This window comes from Bradyrhizobium sp. MI1.10 (genome assembly GCF_055811035.1).
The window spans coordinates 94,026-112,225 of sequence record NZ_JBVVPN010000001.1 but is presented as its reverse complement, the minus strand read 5'-3'; the positions used below and the strand labels follow the sequence as shown (position 1 = coordinate 112,225).

The window sequence follows — 18,200 nt, the reverse complement described above, 5'->3', positions numbered from 1 at the left end:
TTCTCCGTCGTCCTGGCGAAAGCCAGGACCATCACCCCAGGGAGAAGTTGCGGCGCGAGCTTGTCATCAAGAGTCTTCGCCATACGACGTACCGTGGTAATGGGTCCTGGATCGGCGCTCCGCTTCGCTGCGCTTGTCCAGGACGACGGCGGTGGGGGGTCAGGAATTCCTTCTTGTTGCATTCGTTGCAATCGCCGCAGCCGCAGTCCGGTTCTCGACCCCAAGCTTGGAGTAGATCTGCTCGAGATGCTTGTCGACCGTGCGCGGGCTCAAGCCCAAGATCTGCGCGATGTCGCGGTTGGTCTTGCCCTTGCTGAGCCAGGCCAGCACCTCGCCTTCGCGGGTGGTGAGGCCAAGCTCGCTGGTGAATTCGGGTGGCGGCGCGGTGCCGGACTCCCTGGACAGCCGCAGCAGGAACTCGTTCGGCGCGGTCTCGCCCATGTAGTACAACCGGAGTTGAGGATTGTCGGGCAGGGACGCGGCCTGAGACTTCGAGCTGCCCTTGCCCTTGGCCTGCTCCAGCCATTGCAGCAATGATACCGGCAGGACGAAATCGTCGTCGGCCTGCGCGCCGTGGTGGTCCGCCAGCAGCTTCTGCGCCTGCGGGGTCGCCCACAATAATTTGCCCTGGCGGTTGACCGCGAACAGGAATCGGCCCGAGACGTCGAGCGCAGCGCGTGCGCTTTGCGTCAGCCGCGCATTGCCGAGATGAACGCGGATGCGCGCCAGCATCTCCTCGATCACGATCGGCTTCGTCACGTAGTCGACGCCGCCGGCCTCCAGCCCGCGCACGATGTGCTCGGTCTCGGCGAGCCCCGTCATGAAGATCACCGGGACATTGGCAAGGCCCGCATCACGCTTGAGGCGGCGGCAGGTCTCGAACCCGTCCATGCCCGGCATCACCGCGTCGAGCAGCACGATGTCAGGCGTGATCTGGTCGACGATGCGCATTGCGGCCGCGCCGTCGAGCGCCACCATCACCGTCATCCCGGCGCTGTCGAGCGCGTCGGTGAGCAGCCGCAGCGTCTCCGGGGAGTCGTCGACAACGAGCGCGACGTCGCGCTTTTTCGACTCAGTGCTCATACGCATGCAACGTCTTCAATGTGGCCATGTACTGGTCGAGATCGAAGCGGTCGATCAGCGACCGCATTTCCGCGACGAAGTCGGCATGTTCAGGGTGCTCGCTGCCGATCTCGTCCAGCTTCAACTGGATAGCCTTGACGTAGCCGATCTGACCAAGCCCGATCAGCGCCTCGATGTGTTGGACAGGCGGCCGCGAGCCGCTTTCGGGCCGCCACAGCGGCACGGCGATCTCCTCCGAGCCGTATTGCCATTCGATCTTCAGAAGCTGGCGGATGCTTTCCAAAAGCCTGGGAATGTCGATCGGCTTCATCAGATAACCATCGTGGAAAGGCTGTGCCAGCGGTGTGCCGTGGGCCTCGAGCGCGCTGGCAGACACCATCAGGATCCGCGCCTGATGGTGGCCGCTGGCGCGTAGCGTCTCCGCGACCGTCCAGCCATCCATGCCAGGCATGGAGATGTCGAGCAGGAACAGATCGGGCCGGCAGTGCTGGGCCAGTGCCAGGCAACCAGGTCCGTCGGGCGCGCTGAGCAGGATGAAGCCGAGTGGTGTCAATACCTCACGCAGGAGGTCGCGATGCACGGGATCGTCGTCGGTAATGAGGATGGTCTTGCGCGTGCCGTGATAGCCGGAGATCGGGGCCTCCACCGGCGCAATGCGCTGCGGATTGGTGACTTCCGAGAGCAGCATCTTGACCTTGAACGTGCTGCCGCTGCCGACCGTGCTCAAGACCTTGATGTCGCCGCCCATGACGCCGGCGAGCAGCCGGCTGATGGTCAAGCCCAGTCCGGTGCCGGTCTGTGGCTGCGAGACACCGAGCGCGCCGCGCTCGAACGGTGCGAAAATGCGTTCGAGATCGTCGCCCTGGATGCCGGGGCCGGTGTCGATCACCTCGAACTCCGCGACCGGGCTGCGATAGTGCACCACGAACTGCACACTGCCGGTCTGGGTGAATTTGATCGCGTTGGACAGCAGATTGATCAGCACTTGGCGCAGCCGCTTTTCGTCGGCATAGACCACGATCGGTAAATGCGCCGGACGCCTGAACACGAAGTCGATGCTCTTGGCGGCGGCCTGAAGGCGGAACATGCCGACGAGCTGGTCGAGGAATTCGGTCAAGCGCACCTCGTCGCGCGACAGGTACAGCCGCCCCGCCTCGATCTTGGAGATGTCCAGAATGCCGTCGATCAGGCCGGAGAGGTGATCGGCGCTGCGGCGGACGACGCGGACCTGGTCGCGCGGCTTGGTGTTGAGCGTGGTGTCCTGCTCCAGGAGTTGGGCATAGCCGCTGATCGCGTTGAGCGGCGAGCGCAGCTCGTGGCTCAGGCCGACCACGTAGCGGCTCTTGGCGAGGTTGGCGGATTCGGCGATTTCCTTGGCGCGCTGGAGCTCTGCGTCGGTGCGCTTGTGGGCATCGATCTCCTGGATCAGCAGCGTGGTCTGGCGCCGGGTCTCGGCCTCGGCGGCCCGTCGGCTCTGCTGCGCCAGCACGAACAGCCAAGCCACGACCCCGATGATGATGCTGAGCGAGAAGAACACCTTCCAGAGCACGTGGGAGACGAGCATGTTCTCGCCTGGCACGCTGACCGAGGTCTGGAGGTAGATCAGCCCCAGCACCAGCGCGACGAGGCCCGCGGAGACCACGAACACACCGATGTAGTGGCCGAACTGCGAATTGATCCGCTGATAGATCGACTGCGGCAGGATCCTGGCGAGCGCGTCGGCGAACTGCACCTGCGCCCGCGCATGCGGTTTGCACAAATCATGGCAGCGCGCGTCGAGCGAGCAGCATAGCGAGCAGATCGGGCCGGCATAGGCAGGACAGGAGGTCATGTCCTCCGGCTCGAAATGGTGCTCGCAGATGCAGCACTGGATCGATTCGATATTGGCCCAGCTCCGCTTCGGCTTGCGCGCGATGTAGTATTTACCGTCGGTGAGCCAGGCGATGACGGGCGCAGTGACGAAGGCGACCGTCAGCGCGACGAAGGCCGCGAGCGCTTTCATGGTCGAGCCGAACAGGCCGTAGAATGCCGCGATCGAGACGATGGTCGCGATCGTCATCGCGCCGACGCCGACCGGGTTGATGTCGTAGAGATGGGCGCGCTTGAACTCCATCTGCGGTGGGCGCAGGCCGAGCGGCTTGTTGACCACGAGATCGGACACCAGCGCGCCGACCCAGGCGATCGCGACATTGGAATAGAGCGCGAGCGTCTGCTCCAAGGCCTTGTAGACGCCGATCTCCATCAGCAGCAGCGCCACCATCACGTTGAACACCAGCCAGACGACCCGGCCGGGATGGCTATGTGTCAGACGCGAGAAGAAGTTCGACCAGGCGATCGAGCCTGCATAGGCGTTGGTGACGTTGATCTTGAGCTGCGACAGGATCACGAACGCGCCGGTGAGTGCCAGGGCCATGTCCGGCTGCGACAGCACGTAGCGAAACGCTTCGAGATACATGTGCGCCGGCTCGGCCGCCAGCTCGCTGGAGAGACCGTGGCTCAGCGCGAAGAAGGCGAGAAACGAGCCCAGCAGCAATTTCAGCGCGCCGAAGATGATCCAGCCGGGGCCCGCGATCAGCAGGGCGGCCCACCACGACGTTCGCGAGGTGCGGCGGTCGCGCGGCAGGAACCTGAGGAAGTCGACCTGCTCGCCGATCTGGGCCACCAGCGAAAACACCACGGAAGATGCGACACCGAACAGCAGCAGATCGAAATGTCCGCTGGGGTCGCCGTGCTCGCCGGCGAATTTGCGCCACTCCGTGAACGAGTAAGGATTGGCCCAGGCGATCGCCGCGAAGGGCAGGATGTGCAGGATGATCCAGATCGGTTGCGTCCAGAGCTGGAAGCGGCTGATCAGCGTGATGCCGTAGGTGACAAGCGGGATGATCGCGACGGCGCTGATGAGATAGCCGATCGGGCGCGGAATGCCGAAGCACATCTCGAGCGCCGTGGCCAGGATCACCGCTTCGATCGCGAAGAAGATGAAGGTGAAGGAGGCGTAGATGAGCGAGGTGACGGTCGAGCCGATATAACCAAAGCCGGCGCCGCGGGTGAGCAGGTCAATGTCGATGCCGCATTTGGCGGCATAATAGGCAATCGGAACGCCGCAGCAGAAGATGATGGCGGAGACGACGAGGATCGCGGCGGTGGCGTTGGTCACGCCGTAGTTCAGGGTGATGGTGCCGCCGATCGCCTCCAGAGCGAGAAAGGAGATGGCGCCCAGTGCGGTGTTGGCGACGCGGGCGGCGGACCACCGGCGCGCGCTCTTGGCGGTGAAGCGCAGCGCGTAGTCTTCCAGCGTCTGGTTGGCGACCCATTGGTTGTACTGGCGCCTGACGCGATCTATCCGCTGCCGCCCTGCCACTTAACCCCCACTCCCGAATTCCCGCATCCCTCGCAAAACCTGTACCAAAAGCCTACGTCGTCATTTTGCGGTGCAGTATACGCGATCTTGCGTATGCTTGCAGTGCACAAATTCGAGCCATCCTCACGGCACCAATCGCGTGTCCTCGAACAACAGTGGGGTGCTCATGTCAGACGAAGCGAACAAGGGCCTGTTATCGCCGCTCCGGCGCAAATTATTGATGGGAATGGCGGCCGTGCCGGCCATCACCATGCTACCGCGAGCATCTTTTGCGCAGGCCCCGGCGACCTCGGCGGTCAATACCACGGGTCTCGCGGTCACCGACACCGAGGTGACGGTCGGCATCCTGCATTCGGCGACCGGCACCATGGCGATCTCCGAGACCGGCTCGATCGAAGCCGAAAAGCTCGCCATCGAGCAGATCAATGCCATGGGCGGCGTGCTCGGGCGCAAGATCAAGTTCATCCAGGAAGACGGCGCCAGCGATTGGCCGACCTTTGCCGAAAAGGCCAAGAAATTGCTGGTCAACGACAAGGTCGCGGCGATCATGGGCTGCTGGACCTCGGCGTCCCGCAAGGCCGTGCTGCCGGTCATGGAGCAGTACAACGGCATGCTCTATTACCCGACCTTCTATGAAGGTCTCGAGCAGTCCAAGAACGTGATCTACACCGGCCAGGAAGCCACTCAGCAGATCCTCGCCGGCCTGAATTGGATCGCCAAGGAGAAGGGTGCGAAGTCGTTCTTCTTCATCGGCTCCGACTACATCTGGCCGCGCACCTCGAACAAGATCGCGCGCAAGCATGTCGAGAACGTGCTGAAGGGCAAGGTCGTCGGCGAAGAGTATTATCCGCTCGGCAATACCCAATTCAATTCGGTCATCAACAAGATCAAGCTGACCAAGCCCGACGTGATCTTCACCGACGTCGTCGGCGGTTCGAACGTTGCGTTCTACAAGCAGCTCAAGGCCGCGGGCATCGATCTCTCCAAGCAGGCGCTGCTGACGATCTCGGTGACTGAAGACGAGATCGACGGCATCGGCGGCGAGAACATTGCGGGCGCCTATGCCTGCATGAAGTACTTCCAGTCGCTCGACAATCCCAACAACAAGACCTTCGTGCCCGCGTTCAAGAAGATGTGGGGCGAGAAGACCGTGATCGGAGACGTCACCCAGGCTGCCTATCTCGGCCCGTGGCTGTGGAAGTTGACAGTGGAGAAGGCGGGCTCCTTCGACATCGACAAGATCGCGGCGGCATCGCCAGGCATCGAGTTCAAGGGCGCTCCGGAAGGCTATGTGCGCATCCACGAAAATCATCACCTCTGGTCGAAGACCCGGGTGGGGCGCGCCAAGCTCGATGGCCAGTTCGAGCTGATCTACGAGACCGCCGATCTGGTCGAGCCGGATCCGTTCCCCAAGGGTTACCAGTAAGACCAGAGCTACCAGTCAGTCACGGCGTTCGCCGCCGTTTCCCTCTCAGGCAAACCCTCTCCCTGGCGTGGACCGCAAATCCACGCCCAAGACCCCCCCGGGGGGCCCCCGCCCCCCGCCCCCAGAGCAGCATCCCGTCCGCGTAGTCGCCGCTCAGCTCGATGATCTCACCGTTAATTCTCAGTTGCATGACTCAAACCTCTCGATCAGCTCGCGCTTCCGGGATGGAACGTTCAGATGCGCCGGCGCTGTTCGCCGGATTTCTCTCGAATAGCAGATGCATCGGGTTTTCGAGTACATAGGGGAAAGGCGGCCGCGTTGCACATCAATCAAAGTGCCTGCGTATGCAATGGTAGGGCCGGCCAGACCTCACAGTTCGCTCTCATATCGCTGTCGACGGCTGCGGAGGATACATGGTAGAAACAAAAAAGGACGATCGCCCGGCGCAGCGTTACGGAAGCCGCAGGTTACGGCGACTGTCTTGCTCTGGGCGGGCCAAATCTCCTTCGATAGGCCGTGCCGGTGCCGCGCGGAATCGACTACTACCTCCACTCGCGGAGTTGATGGAGTGAGAGCTCACTCTAGTGAAGGTACGGTTACAGAATGGTGGCGCCATGATCGCCTGATCATTCCATTTTTCGCTAGCTGCGTCTGGTAGGCTATTCACGGATACACCTTCCGACACGAAGGTCCGGCTTGTTCGCGCGCGTGCCATGCCTTGAATTGCCAATCTGCCCCGAGATAGATGTGAAAAAGGTTTTGTACCATTCAAACACGCAGGCCAGCGTCCTGCTTCCATTAGGTGCGCGATGCGGCCGATTGACATCACATACGCGCGCCCCGTCAGGCTGAAGGCGATACTATATTCTGTTCGATGAGTACGAGGCTCATACCTTCAGTACAAAGTAGAGGTGCGCAAATGCAATTTAGGGCGGGATGGCACCGGCCCTTGCTTGCTTTCACTACGTTTGCTCACCCTTCAGGCACGATGCTGACACGCTTTCAGGAAGAACTTAAGCCCGGTCTCGATTTCCTGCTCGATCTCTTGCTCGGTGATATCGTTGAGGCCCAACACAACTCGCAGCGGCAGTTCGCCGCGCACCAATGACAGAAACTGTCTGGCTGCCTCCACCGGATCGTCAAAATTTACCAGTTTCTTGGCCCTGGCTTCGTCGAGAAATATGGAAAGCCGCTGGGTGGTCGCTTCGGGTCCGCTCTCGTAAAAAAGCCGGGCGAGCAAGGGAAACCGTCCACTCTCGTTGGCGATGATGCGGACGAAAGCGACGTCCTTTCGATGGATGAAGCTGTTGAGGTATTGCCTGGCAAACTCCCGCAGCGCCTCGGATAGGCCCGCGGACAATTTCGGCACCGGCAAGTCGCCTTGCAGGCTCTCGCACTCCGCGACGATCAAGGACGCAAACAACGCCTCCTTACTCGGGAAATAGGCATAGAGCGTGGCCTTGGAAACGCCGGCGGCTTTCGCAATGGCGTCCATGCTGGTTGCGGAAAACCCTTGATCGAGGAAGAGCTCCCACGCCGCGCGGCTGACGAGGTCGACCTTGCGGCCGGCGTGTGAACCCTCTTTTTCGTGAGCTGGGTGTTCGGTGGTTTCGATCAAAGCGGATCTCCTTGCCTCGCAGCGCGCTTCCCAGGGGGAAACCCGCAACATCTCGAACTGTCATCAACTGAGACAAAAGAACAGATGGCAGCGATCAGAATTGTCCCTGCTTCGATAACGAAAAACTGAACGGTCTAGTACCGTTGACAATCCTGTCGTCCGCAGTCAAGTACTGAACTGTACAGTTCTGAGCGGGCCTCAATGACTTACCGAAGATGGTTAAAGAGTGGTGTTTTAATACCCCTTGCGCATGCCCTCGCCCTGGGAGGTTGCGCGGTGGGTCCTGATTTCGTTTCGCCAGCGCCGGCGGTGGGCGGGTATACGGCCGGCCGATTGTCCGCAGCAGCTGGCGCGGATGGGCCCGGCGGAACGGCGCAAGGGTTCGTCGGAGGCGCCGACGTGCCGGGGATCTGGTGGAAGGTGTTTCGCTCGCGACGGATCGAAGCCTTCGTCAGGGAAGCGATCGACAATCATCCAGATATCACGGCAGCGCAGGCGGCGCTGCGCCAGGCACGCGAGGTCGCCGCGGCCGACATGAGCGCGCTGCTGCCGTCCATCACCGGAAGCGATAGCGTAACCCGCAGTCAGACGCCCTTGGCTGAATCCGGACGGACCGGACCGTCGTCCTTGTTCACTCTCTACAAAACGTCCGTTCCCATTTCTTTCACGCCCGACATCTTCGGCGGCAAGGCGCGCGGAATCGAGGCTGATCTTGCCTATGCCGACTATCAGCGCTTTCAGCTCGAGGCGACCTATCTGACCTTGACGGCCAACGTCGTCACGACCGCGATCAGTGACGCCTCGTACGCGGATCAGATTCGCGTCACCGAAGAACAGATCGATGGACAGCGCCAGTTGGTGGCATTGCTCGAACAGCAGTTCGCGCTAGGTGCCGTTTCAAATGCCGACGTCCTGACCCAGAAGGCCCAGCTTGCGCAGACGGTCGCGACCCTGCCGCCCTTGCAGAAATTGCGCGCGCAGAATCGCAACCAGTTGATGGCTTATCTCGGCCGTCTGCCGAGCCAGGACAGGGGGGAAGCGGTCCCACTGTCGAACTTGCGCCTGCCGCGCGACCTGCCGGTCAGCGTCCCTTCCTTGCTGGTGCGTCAGCGGCCGGATATCCAGGCCGCCGAAAGCCAGGTGCATCAGGCCAGCGCAAACGTCGGCGTGGCCGTCGCCAACATGCTTCCGAACGTCACGTTGTCGGCCTCCGGCGGAAGCTCAGCACTCGCATTGTCGGGTCTTTACGGCCCGCAATCCGCCGCCTGGAGCGTGGCGGCCGGTGTCACCGGACCGATTTTCGACGCCGGAAATCTGTTTCACACCAAGGAATCCAAAGTCGCGGCGTTGGAGCAGTTCGGCGCGAAATATCGCTCGACCGTCATCACCGCATTCCAGAATGTCGCCGACGCGCTCCGCGCGATTCAATCGGATGCCGACCTCCTGAAGGCCCAGGTCGAGGCGGAAAAAACCGCCGCCGAAAGCCTCAAGATGTCCCAGGCTCAATTCAAGGCCGGTTCGACGACGTTCATCTCCGTCATCAACGCCGAACAGACGCTGCTGAACGCGCGGATCAATCGCGTCAAGGCCCAAGCTTCGCGCTATGCGGACACCGTTGCGCTGTACCAGGCGCTCGGTGGCGGCTGGTGGAACCGGATCGATGAATCACCCGCCGCCGAGGTGAGGCCCGCCGGCGTTGCCGCGATATTCGTACCCGCGGGCGCATTGCCGCCGCAGCCGGCTCCGTCAGCCAACTAAAGCGAAAGTCCCGACGCCATGTTCAAACGCATGATCATCATGTTGTGTGTCATCGGAGCGGTATTTGCCGCCCTTGCCTGGTTCGTCAATTTCCGCGCCGGCATGATCAAGCAGGCCATGGCCTCGCTGGCGGATCCTCCGCAGACGGTCTCGACGACCACGGTCAAGTCCAGCGACTGGCAATCCACGCTGACGGCAATCGGCACGTTCCGCGCGGTCAACGGCGCAGATCTCTCCCTGCAGCAGCCCGGCATCGTCGACAGCATTCATTTCGAGTCCGGCAAGGACGTCGACGTCGGCGACGCTCTGCTCGAGCTGCGCAAGGAGGACGACGTCGCCAAGCTGCAATCGCTGCAGGCCACGGCCGACGGCTACGGCATCACGTTGCGGCGCGATCAGGGGCAGCTGAAGATCAATGCAGTCAGTCAGGCAACGGTCGACGGCGACGCCGTCAACGAGCGCAACGCGCTCGCATTGGTGGCCCAGCAGCGGGCGCTGGTGGATCAAAAGACGCTGCGGGCGCCGTTTGCGGGACGTCTCGGTGTACGTCAGGTCGATGTCGGCCAATATCTGACGGCCGGCACCACCATCGTCACGCTGCAAGCCCTCGACCGCCTCTTCGTCGACTTCACGTTGCCGCAGCAGGCGATCGATCAGGTCACGGTCGGGCAAGAGGTTCTGGCGCGCGTCGACGCGTTTCCGGACCGGAGTTTCAGGGGCATCGTGCAGGCCTTCAACTCCAAGGTCGATCAAACCAGCCGCAACGTTCAGGTCCGCGCGCTTTTCGACAATGCGGACCGCAAGCTCCTGCCCGGCATGTTCGCGCGGATCGACGTGCGGGTCGGGCGTCCCACCAGCTACCTCACGCTGCCGCAGACCGCGATCGTCTACAACACGTACGGCGAGTCCGTCTTTCTCGCGGTCAAGAGCGACGCGTCAGGCAAGCAGGGATTGGTCGCTCGCCAGACCTTCGTCAAGACCGGCGCCAGCCGCGGCGATCAGGTGGCGGTGGTCTCGGGACTCGATCAGGACGCGACCGTGGTCACGGCCGGCCAGATCAAGCTGCGGAACGGCACCCTGCTGAAGATCGATAATTCTGTCACCCTGCCGAACGATCCAAATCCGTCACCCGTCGATCAGTGAGATAAAAACGTGTCCTTTACCGACATCTTCATTCGTCGGCCGGTGCTTGCGATCGTCGTTAGCCTGATGATCCTTGTGCTGGGCCTGAAGTCGATGACGTCGCTGCCGATCCTGCAATATCCGCGCACACAGAACGCGATCGTCACGGTGACGACGACGTACTACGGCGCGGATTCTGCGATCGTTGCCGGCTTCATCACCACGCCGCTGGAAAACGCCATCGCTCAGGCCAACGGCATCGACTACATGGCGTCGACCAGCCAGTCCGGCACCTCGACCATCACGGTCAACCTGCGGCTGAACTTCGATTCCGGCAAGGCGCTCACCGAGATCAACACCAAGGTCAATTCGGTCCTCAACCAGCTTCCGAGCGGCGTCCAGCAGCCAGTTCTGACCGTCAAGGTCGGCCAGACCATCGACGCCATGTATCTCGGCTTCAGCAGCGACGCGCTGGCGCCGAACCAGGTCACCGACTATCTGATCCGCGTGGTGCAGCCCAAGCTGCAGGCCGTGACGGGCGTGCAGACCGCGGAGCTGCTCGGCAACAAGACCTTCGCGCTGCGTGCCTGGCTCGATCCGATCAAGCTTGCGGCCTACGGGCTGACCGCATCCGACGTATCGACCGCGCTGTCGAGCAACGACTACATCGCCGGGCTCGGCACCACCAAAGGCCAGATGGTGCAGGTCAACCTGACCGCGGCCACGAACCTGAAATCTCTTCAGGAATTTCGCGACCTCGTCGTCAAGCAGGCGGGCTCCTCCAATGTCAAATTGTCCGACGTGGCGAACGTCACCCTGGGCTCGGAAGATTACGACTCCTCGGTCGGCTTCAACGGAAAGCGCGCGGTCTACATCGGCATCCAGGTTGCGCCAAACGCCAACCTGCTCGACGTCATCAAAGGCGTCCGGGCCGTCTATCCCGACATCAAGGCGCAGCAGCCCGAGGGAATGAATTCCGAGATCATCTACGACTCCACCGACTTCGTGAACAGCTCGATCGACGAGGTGATCCATACCCTGGTCGAGGCGCTTCTGATCGTCACCGTGGTGGTCTTCCTGTTCCTCGGCTCGTGGCGGTCGGTGCTGATTCCCGTGATCGCAATTCCGCTGTCGCTGATCGGTACCTTCACCCTGCTGCTGACGCTCGGCTTCTCGATCAACCTCCTGACGCTGCTGGCCTTGGTACTGGCGATCGGCCTCGTGGTCGATGACGCCATCATCGTCGTCGAGAACGTCAACCGGCATCTGGCCGAGGGCACGAAGCCGTTGCAGGCGGCGATCATGGCCGCGCGGGAACTGTCGGGCCCGATCCTGGCCATGACGGTCGTGCTGATCGCGGTCTACGTGCCGATCGGATTCCAGGGCGGCTTGACCGGCGCGCTCTTCACCGAGTTCGCCTTTACACTCGCCGGCGCAGTCGCGGTGTCGGCCATCATCGCGCTGACGCTCACACCGATGTGCTGCGCGTTCATTCTCAAGCCGCCGAACACCGGGAAGCCGACGCTGAACGATCGGATCGTCGGGTTCATCGACGCCCGCATGGAGTGGTTGCAACACCGCTACCGGCGGTTGCTCGAATCGAGCCTGACGACGATCCCGGTCACGGTGGTCTTTGCCGCCTTGATCTTGAGCAGCATCTATTGGCTCTACACCAATTCCAAGAATGAACTGGCGCCGGAAGAGGATCAGGGCGCCATCCTGATGCAATCCACGCTCGCTCCGAACGCCACACTTCAGCAGAAGCTGCTGTATTCCGCCGAAGTCTACCGGCGCATTTCAGCCCACGCCGAAACCGCTGCGGTGTTCCAGCTCGATCTGGTCGGGAGCTCGATCGCAGGCTGGGTGCTCAAGCCCTGGGACAAGCGCGACAAGACCGCAGCCGAGTTGCAGCCAGTGCTCCAGCAGGAGATGGCGGAGGTTGCCGGAGCCAAGATTGTCGCGTTCCAACTACCGCCACTGCCGGGAGCGAGCGGGCTTCCGATCCAATTCGTGATCCAGACCACCGACCCGTTCGACCGCCTCGATGGAATAGCGAAAGCATTCACTGCGGAGGCGTTGAAGAGCGGCAAGTTCATCTTCCTCGACAATGACCTGAAGGTGGACCAGCCGCAGACTTCGGTGCTGATCGACCGCGAAAAGACCGCGCAGCTCGGGCTGAAGCTCAGCGATGTCGGCGGTGCGCTCGGCGCCATGCTGGGCGGCGGGTATGTCAACTATTTCGGCCTGGACGGCCGCTCCTACAAGGTCATCCCCCAGGTCGAACAGCGCCAGCGGCTGAATGCGGATCAGGTGCTCGACTATTACATCAAGACCTCCGACGGCACGGCCGTTCCGCTGTCGACGGTGGCGTCGCTGAAAACGACCACGGTCCCGCAATCGCTGAATCACTTCCAGCAGGTCAATGCCGCCACCATTTCTGGCGTGGCCATGCCGGGTGTGATCACCGGAGAAGCGCTCGCGACGCTGAAGGAGATCGCAGACCGGACCCTCCCCAAGGGCTACACCATCGATTATGGCGGTCAGTCACGGCAGTTCATCCAGGAATCGTCCGGTTTCGCCACGACCTTCGCTTTTGCCCTGATCATCATCTTCCTGGCGCTGTCGGCGCAGTTCGAGAGCTTCCGCGATCCCCTGATCATCCTGGTCTCGGTGCCGATGTCGATCGCGGGAGCACTGGTCTTCATCATGCTCGGCATCAAGGGCGCCAGCCTGAACATCTACACCGAGGTCGGCCTCGTGACGCTGATGGGACTGATCAGCAAGCACGGCATTCTCATCGTCGAGTTCGCCAACGAGCTGCAACATGCCGGCCGCTCCAAGCGCGATGCGGTGATCGAAGCGACCGCGATCCGGCTGCGCCCGATCCTGATGACGACGGCGGCCATGGTGATCGGCGTGATGCCGCTGCTCACCGCATCCGGCGCAGGCGCAGCGTCGCGCTTCAACATGGGGCTGGTGATTGCCTCCGGACTTTCGATTGGAACGTTGTTCACCCTGTTCGTGGTGCCGGCGTTCTACATTTTGCTTGCGGCCGACCATTCCGCGGCAACAGGCGATGACGCGGTAAAGCTCGATCCGACCGGAGTCGGCATCAACGGGCCGTGAAATTGCCTTGGGCTGAATCGGAAACTGTTTGGTTCTTCGCTTTATTGCCAACCTTCAAGCTGCTCTGTGCAATTATCAAGAAAATGCGCGTAAGATAGCAGAGGGCTAACGTATCGTGGCTGTTGGTGCATCCTCGATCCTTGTGGTCAGGAGAACCATCAAGAAGGATCAGTAGTAGATATTGATCCGGTAAGCCGCGCCCGAACCTGATATGCTCGCGCACCAAATGGGCTCGCATCGGGTGGCTTTCCGAGATAATGCAATGATCCGACATCTTGTCGGGCCATTATTCCATCACCCGCCGAACTCGAGAAGATGCTGGCCTGCCCCATCATCGGCCCATGTCCCGCGCATGTCTCGACAAGTTGTTGAGGGCAAGAATCTTGCTTGACTAAGCGGGTGTTCTAAAGGCCGGTTCGCAGTGTCTTTGCGAGCTGATTGACGCCGGTTGTGATATCGAGGAGGTCGCGGTCCAGGCTCTCTCAAGGGGCGCGGCTTGATCGTTGAATGGGTTGCCTTCTAGTCCAAGAAGAATGAACCCGCACGGCCATACAGGCAGAAAACGTTTCTCTTCGACCTCAGGCCCAATTGTGAAGCGGCGGCGTCTTGTCGTTCAAGACATAGTTGCCGATCAAATGATATTTCCATCGGACGGGGTCATGTAGCGTATGCGTACGGGCGTTGCGCCAATGACGATCAAGATTGAGGCTCGCGCGCGCGCTGCTTGCGCCACCAAACTCAAATAGCTTGGATGAGGCAAACAGCGCCACATCGTTCGCAAGCACCTTTCCTTCTGCGACCGCGACAGAGGCACGTGCAACGTCGGCCTCGTCAGGGCGATCCCGCACCACGTCTAGGATCCGGGCCGCCCGCTCGACCATCGCATTAGCGGAATTGACGCGGATCTGGAGGTCACCGAGGATTGCTATCGTATGGGGATCATCCTGCGCACGCTCGAGGCCGCTGTCGATCCATGGACGGGACGCCGCACGAGCAAGCCGCACCGCCTCAGCAAACGATGCCCGCGCGATACCCAGATCGATCGCAGCATGCAGGAGCTGCGCGAACGGACCGCTCAAATTCGGCTTCGAGAACGTTTTGTGGCGCTCGATGACGTAGGCAGGATTGACCTCCACATCGGCGGCAATGATCGAGCCGCTTGCCGAGGTCCGTTGGCCAAGTCCGTTCCAGTCATCGACAACCGATAGGCCCGCGGCGTCGCGCTCGACATAGACGTAGACGATGTTACCGTCGTCATCGACGCCCGAGATGGGAATCCAATCAGCGAAGAGCGCATTAGTACAGTAGACTTTACGAGCGTCGAGCCTCAAGCCGTTCGTGGTCCGACGTATACGGCTACGGACGTCCAGCACATCCTTGCCGCCGGCTTCTGCGAAGCCATTTCCGATCACCTTGCCACGTAACACTTCGCCAAAGAAAAACCGCTTCTGCTCCTCTGTGCCGATTCGGTACAGGTTCTCGAGCAGCAAATAGTTGTTTTGCGGAAGCTGGCCGATCGACGGGTCGGCCGCCGAAATCGTCGCCACGACCTCGATGATCGTTTCGATCGAAGCGCCGGCGCCGCCGAATTCAGGCCGGATGCCGATGCCCCACAACCCGCTCTGCGCGAATGTCCTGAGCTCTTCGTGCGGCAGGCGACGCTGGCTATCGCGCTCGGACGCGCCGACAGCAAACGTGGTGGCGAGCTCTCGCGCAATCGCAAGCGCCTCCTGCGAGGAGCGAATCACACGAGCGGCACCCGCAGAGGGCTCCTGCTCCGAGCGTTGCGTGTTTTGAGGCACTGCATTCATGACGATTACGACCTTTCAGATGAGCGCTGCGATTCGGCCAAGCCAACGAGAAACTCGAAAACGATACGGGCGCAGAGGAACGCGGCGACACCCGCGGCATCGTGCGGCGGGCTGATGCAATTGATGTCGATGGCCACGATGTTGAGGCTGCGGAGCAACCTAGCCACCTGCAAGCCCTCGCGCGCCGTGACCCCTTCCCAACTGGGGGTAATGACCCCGGGTGCGACGGAAGGATCGAAGAAGTCCATATCCCAGCAAACATAAACAGGACGGTCGGCGATGCGATGGCTCACTTGGTCGAATACCGAGACAAAGCCTCTCTCCAGCAGCTCCGAGATCGTCACGAGATGATAGCCGAGCCCGCGAGCATGCGCATAGAGCCCAGTCGAGGCCACAGGACCGCGCAATCCGACGTGAAACGATGCCGTCGGATCCAACAGACGTTGCTCGGCCGCCCGGTGGAACGCAGCCGGGCCGACATTCCCGGCTAGCGGATAGGCATCGGTATGCGCATCCAGATGCACTACCGCGAGATCCGGATAACGGCGCGACACCGCCTGGAGCAGCGGCAGCGTGACACTACCATCGCCGCCGATCATTACCGGGACCGCATCGGTTTCGACCAGCGCTCCCGCGAAACGGGCCACGTTGCGCTGCGAAGTGTCCAGATCGCCATGCTGCACGCGGACATCACCGACATCGACGAGCCCAAGCGTCTTGAGGACGTCGCGATCGGTGTCGGGATCCACCGCGCGCAACTGGATCGATTGCTCACGCACACTGCGCGGGCCGAGACGAGAACCAAAACGCGTGGCGTGCTGGCCGCCATCGAACGGAATTCCGCCGATGACAGCCCGAGATCCTCGGGGCAGATGCGTCACGAGAGGCACCCCCATGAAGGTGAGCGGCGCCGCTGCATCGATCGGAGCGTTCTCGGCCGTCATGTTGCCAGCGCGTCGAGGTATCTGTTCTGGACCTCGAAGTAATTGCGCGCATACCATTCGGCATCGACCGCGGTCTGGCGTGCGATATTCTCGGGTGATCCGGGGTTTTGTGCCTGCAACTCGGCGGGAACCAACTTGTTCGCAGCTGGATTGATCGGGCCCCAGCCCAGCTTGGCGAGCAGCGCCACCTGCAACGCAGGATCTTGCGACAGTGCGACCCAGCGCCAGGCGTCCTTGCTGTTCTTGGCCCCTTTCAAGACGTTCCAGGCTGCGATCAGCAGGATGCCTTCATTGAAATGGTAGTCGATGCGTCCCTTCGTGTCTTCCTTGACGCCTTGCGCACGCGTATTCCAAAGACTGCCGATCGAGACTTCCCCGGACCGCAGCAACTGCTGGGCTTCCGATGCGTTGCTATAGAAAATCGTGTCCTTCTTGATCGCGTGCACCTTCTCCAGGGCGCGATTGACGTCCAGCGGGTAGAGCTTGTCGCGTTCAACGCCGTCAGCCAGCAAAGCCGATTCGAGTACGCCCTCGACGTTATTGCGCAGTGCCCGCCTCCCGTTGAAATTCTGCGTATCCCAGAAATCCTTCCAGGTGCGCGGAGGCGTCGAACCGAAGCGCGCGCTATCGTAAGTGATGACGAAGGAGAAGAAGTACGAGCCTACGCCCCACGGGGTGCGAAACTGGCTCGGCACCGCGTTGACGTCGACGATGGAGTCATCGACCTTCTCGAGCAGGCCCTGACGGCCGAGCTCCAGGGCCGACAGAAGATTCCGGTCGGCCACGTCCCAGGCGACGCTGCCCGACTCGACCATTGCCCTGATTTTTCCGGGCGTCGGACCTGTGGTGTCAAATCCGACACGGCTGCCAGGGCATCGTTTGACGAACTCCGCCGCGAGAATGTCACGCTGCGCAGGCAGCGCGTCGCCGCCCCAATTGGCCACCACGAGCTCGGTTTGCTGTGCGCTCGCAGAGCGTACGAAGCTCAGCGAGCCCGTACCGACACCCAGCGCCGACAGGAGCTGAAGGAAGTGGCGGCGGTGAACGGTCTTCCCCTGCGTCTCGCGCCGGAGCGATCGCTCGAGGTGCTGCATGTAGTCGGATTCTTGCGAAAAGTCGGACATGATATCTCCTTTCAACTCATTCGATCTTCCTGGAAGCCGGTAGACGAGCGCGGGCGGGCACTGCCCAACAACAGCGCAAGAAGCACCAGCAACGTTGCCAGCAGCACCAGAGTGCCCAGCGCCGCGACGACGGGGTCGAGATTCAGGAAAAGGCTCTGCCAGATCTGCTTTGGCAACGTGTTCACGTTCCGGCCGGTGATGAACAGCGTCACGACGATCTCGTCCCACGAGGTAACCAGCGCCAGCACGAAACCGGCCCCGATACCCCATCGAATCTGCGGCAGCAGCGTCTTCACGAGCGCCTGTGTTGGCGAGGCGCCCAGGCTGCGCGCCAGTTGCAAGGTCGCCGGATGCACCGAGGCCAAGGAGGCCGAGATCGAGAGCACGGCAAAGGGCAGCCCCTTGATCGCGTGGACGAGGATCGTGCCCGTAAAGCTGTCGAACAGGCCCAGCCACGATAGCGTACGGTGGTAGGCAACGGCGTGAATGATACCCGGCACAATCAGTGGCCCCAGCATCAGAACCTGCAGGAGCAGGACAGCGCGGCCCTGTCGCTGCCATGCGCCGAGGCAGAACGAGAGACCGAGCAGGACCGCAAGAGATGCGGCCGGCAACGCGACGCCGATACTGTGCAGCAAGCTGTCGCGCCAGGCCGGATCACCAACCAGGCGATGATAGTGCAGCGCGGACAGTCCGTTCTGGGGCATCGACAGATATCGGGTGTCGCTGAACGACATCGGAACGATGGCGATCAACGGCAGCACCAGGAACGCAACGACCAAAAGCGCAACGGAGCCGGCAGGCCCGAACGGAAATACGGCCAATGG

The 18,200-nt window shown here is 61.7% G+C and carries 11 protein-coding genes; 4 read left to right on the top strand and 7 right to left on the bottom strand.

All coding sequences use genetic code 11. The features are described 5' to 3' along the window. Nucleotides 1-159 precede the first annotated feature (159 nt). Together AC0L3K_RS00490 and AC0L3K_RS00485 are read right to left on the bottom strand one after the other, a co-directional pair. Complete coding sequence (locus tag AC0L3K_RS00490) at nucleotides 160-1,089, bottom strand: response regulator (RefSeq protein ID WP_007598081.1); 930 nt, start codon at nucleotides 1,087-1,089, stop codon at nucleotides 160-162. Continuing rightward, the gene (locus AC0L3K_RS00485) at nucleotides 1,073-4,444 is read right to left on the bottom strand and encodes a hybrid sensor histidine kinase/response regulator (RefSeq protein ID WP_473365364.1); all 3,372 of its coding nucleotides are present in this window, start codon (nucleotides 4,442-4,444) and stop codon (nucleotides 1,073-1,075) included. Before AC0L3K_RS00485 ends, AC0L3K_RS00490 begins: the two co-directional genes overlap by 17 nt. A 166-nt stretch (nucleotides 4,445-4,610) precedes the next feature. On the opposite strand from AC0L3K_RS00485, the gene urtA reads away from it, so the two are divergent. Continuing rightward, a complete protein-coding gene (urtA, locus tag AC0L3K_RS00480; RefSeq protein ID WP_018455941.1) occupies nucleotides 4,611-5,870 on the top strand; it encodes an urea ABC transporter substrate-binding protein in 1,260 nt (419 codons plus the stop codon). A gap of 979 nt (nucleotides 5,871-6,849) precedes the next feature. Here the strand turns inward: urtA and AC0L3K_RS00475 are convergent. Further along, entirely contained in the window at nucleotides 6,850-7,488 is a 639-nt protein-coding gene (locus AC0L3K_RS00475) for a TetR/AcrR family transcriptional regulator (RefSeq protein ID WP_473365363.1), read from the bottom strand. 201 nt (nucleotides 7,489-7,689) lie between these two features. Here AC0L3K_RS00475 and AC0L3K_RS00470 point away from each other — a divergent pair, with 201 nt between their 5' ends. Genes AC0L3K_RS00470 through AC0L3K_RS00460 form a run of 3 tightly spaced genes read left to right on the top strand, consistent with a single transcriptional unit; the run spans nucleotide 7,690 to nucleotide 13,494 of the window. Beyond that, on the top strand, nucleotides 7,690-9,246 hold the full coding sequence (locus tag AC0L3K_RS00470) for an efflux transporter outer membrane subunit (RefSeq protein WP_473365362.1): 1,557 nt from the start codon (nucleotides 7,690-7,692) through the stop codon (nucleotides 9,244-9,246). Between the two features lie 18 nt (nucleotides 9,247-9,264). Then, entirely contained in the window at nucleotides 9,265-10,389 is a 1,125-nt protein-coding gene (locus AC0L3K_RS00465) for an efflux RND transporter periplasmic adaptor subunit (RefSeq protein ID WP_473365361.1), read from the top strand. A 9-nt stretch (nucleotides 10,390-10,398) separates the two neighbouring features. After that, a complete protein-coding gene (locus AC0L3K_RS00460; protein ID WP_473365360.1) occupies nucleotides 10,399-13,494 on the top strand; it encodes an efflux RND transporter permease subunit in 3,096 nt (1,031 codons plus the stop codon). Nucleotides 13,495-14,072: 578 nt separating this feature from the next. On the opposite strand, the gene AC0L3K_RS00455 is transcribed toward AC0L3K_RS00460, so the two are convergent. The 4 genes from AC0L3K_RS00455 to AC0L3K_RS00440 all read right to left on the bottom strand — a co-directional run bounded on the left by AC0L3K_RS00455 (nucleotide 14,073) and on the right by AC0L3K_RS00440 (nucleotide 18,197). Further along, a complete protein-coding gene (locus tag AC0L3K_RS00455) occupies nucleotides 14,073-15,242 on the bottom strand; it encodes an SfnB family sulfur acquisition oxidoreductase (RefSeq protein WP_473365359.1) in 1,170 nt (389 codons plus the stop codon). A gap of 68 nt (nucleotides 15,243-15,310) precedes the next feature. Then, nucleotides 15,311-16,249: an arginase family protein gene (locus AC0L3K_RS00450; protein WP_473365358.1), complete on the bottom strand. Its 939-nt coding sequence runs from the start codon at nucleotides 16,247-16,249 to the stop codon at nucleotides 15,311-15,313. Then, the gene (locus AC0L3K_RS00445; protein WP_473365357.1) at nucleotides 16,246-17,373 is read right to left on the bottom strand and encodes an ABC transporter substrate-binding protein; all 1,128 of its coding nucleotides are present in this window, start codon (nucleotides 17,371-17,373) and stop codon (nucleotides 16,246-16,248) included. Before AC0L3K_RS00445 ends, AC0L3K_RS00450 begins: the two co-directional genes overlap by 4 nt. A gap of 11 nt (nucleotides 17,374-17,384) precedes the next feature. Beyond that, on the bottom strand, nucleotides 17,385-18,197 hold the full coding sequence (locus AC0L3K_RS00440) for an ABC transporter permease (protein ID WP_473365356.1): 813 nt from the start codon (nucleotides 18,195-18,197) through the stop codon (nucleotides 17,385-17,387). Nucleotides 18,198-18,200: the final 3 nt, after the last annotated feature.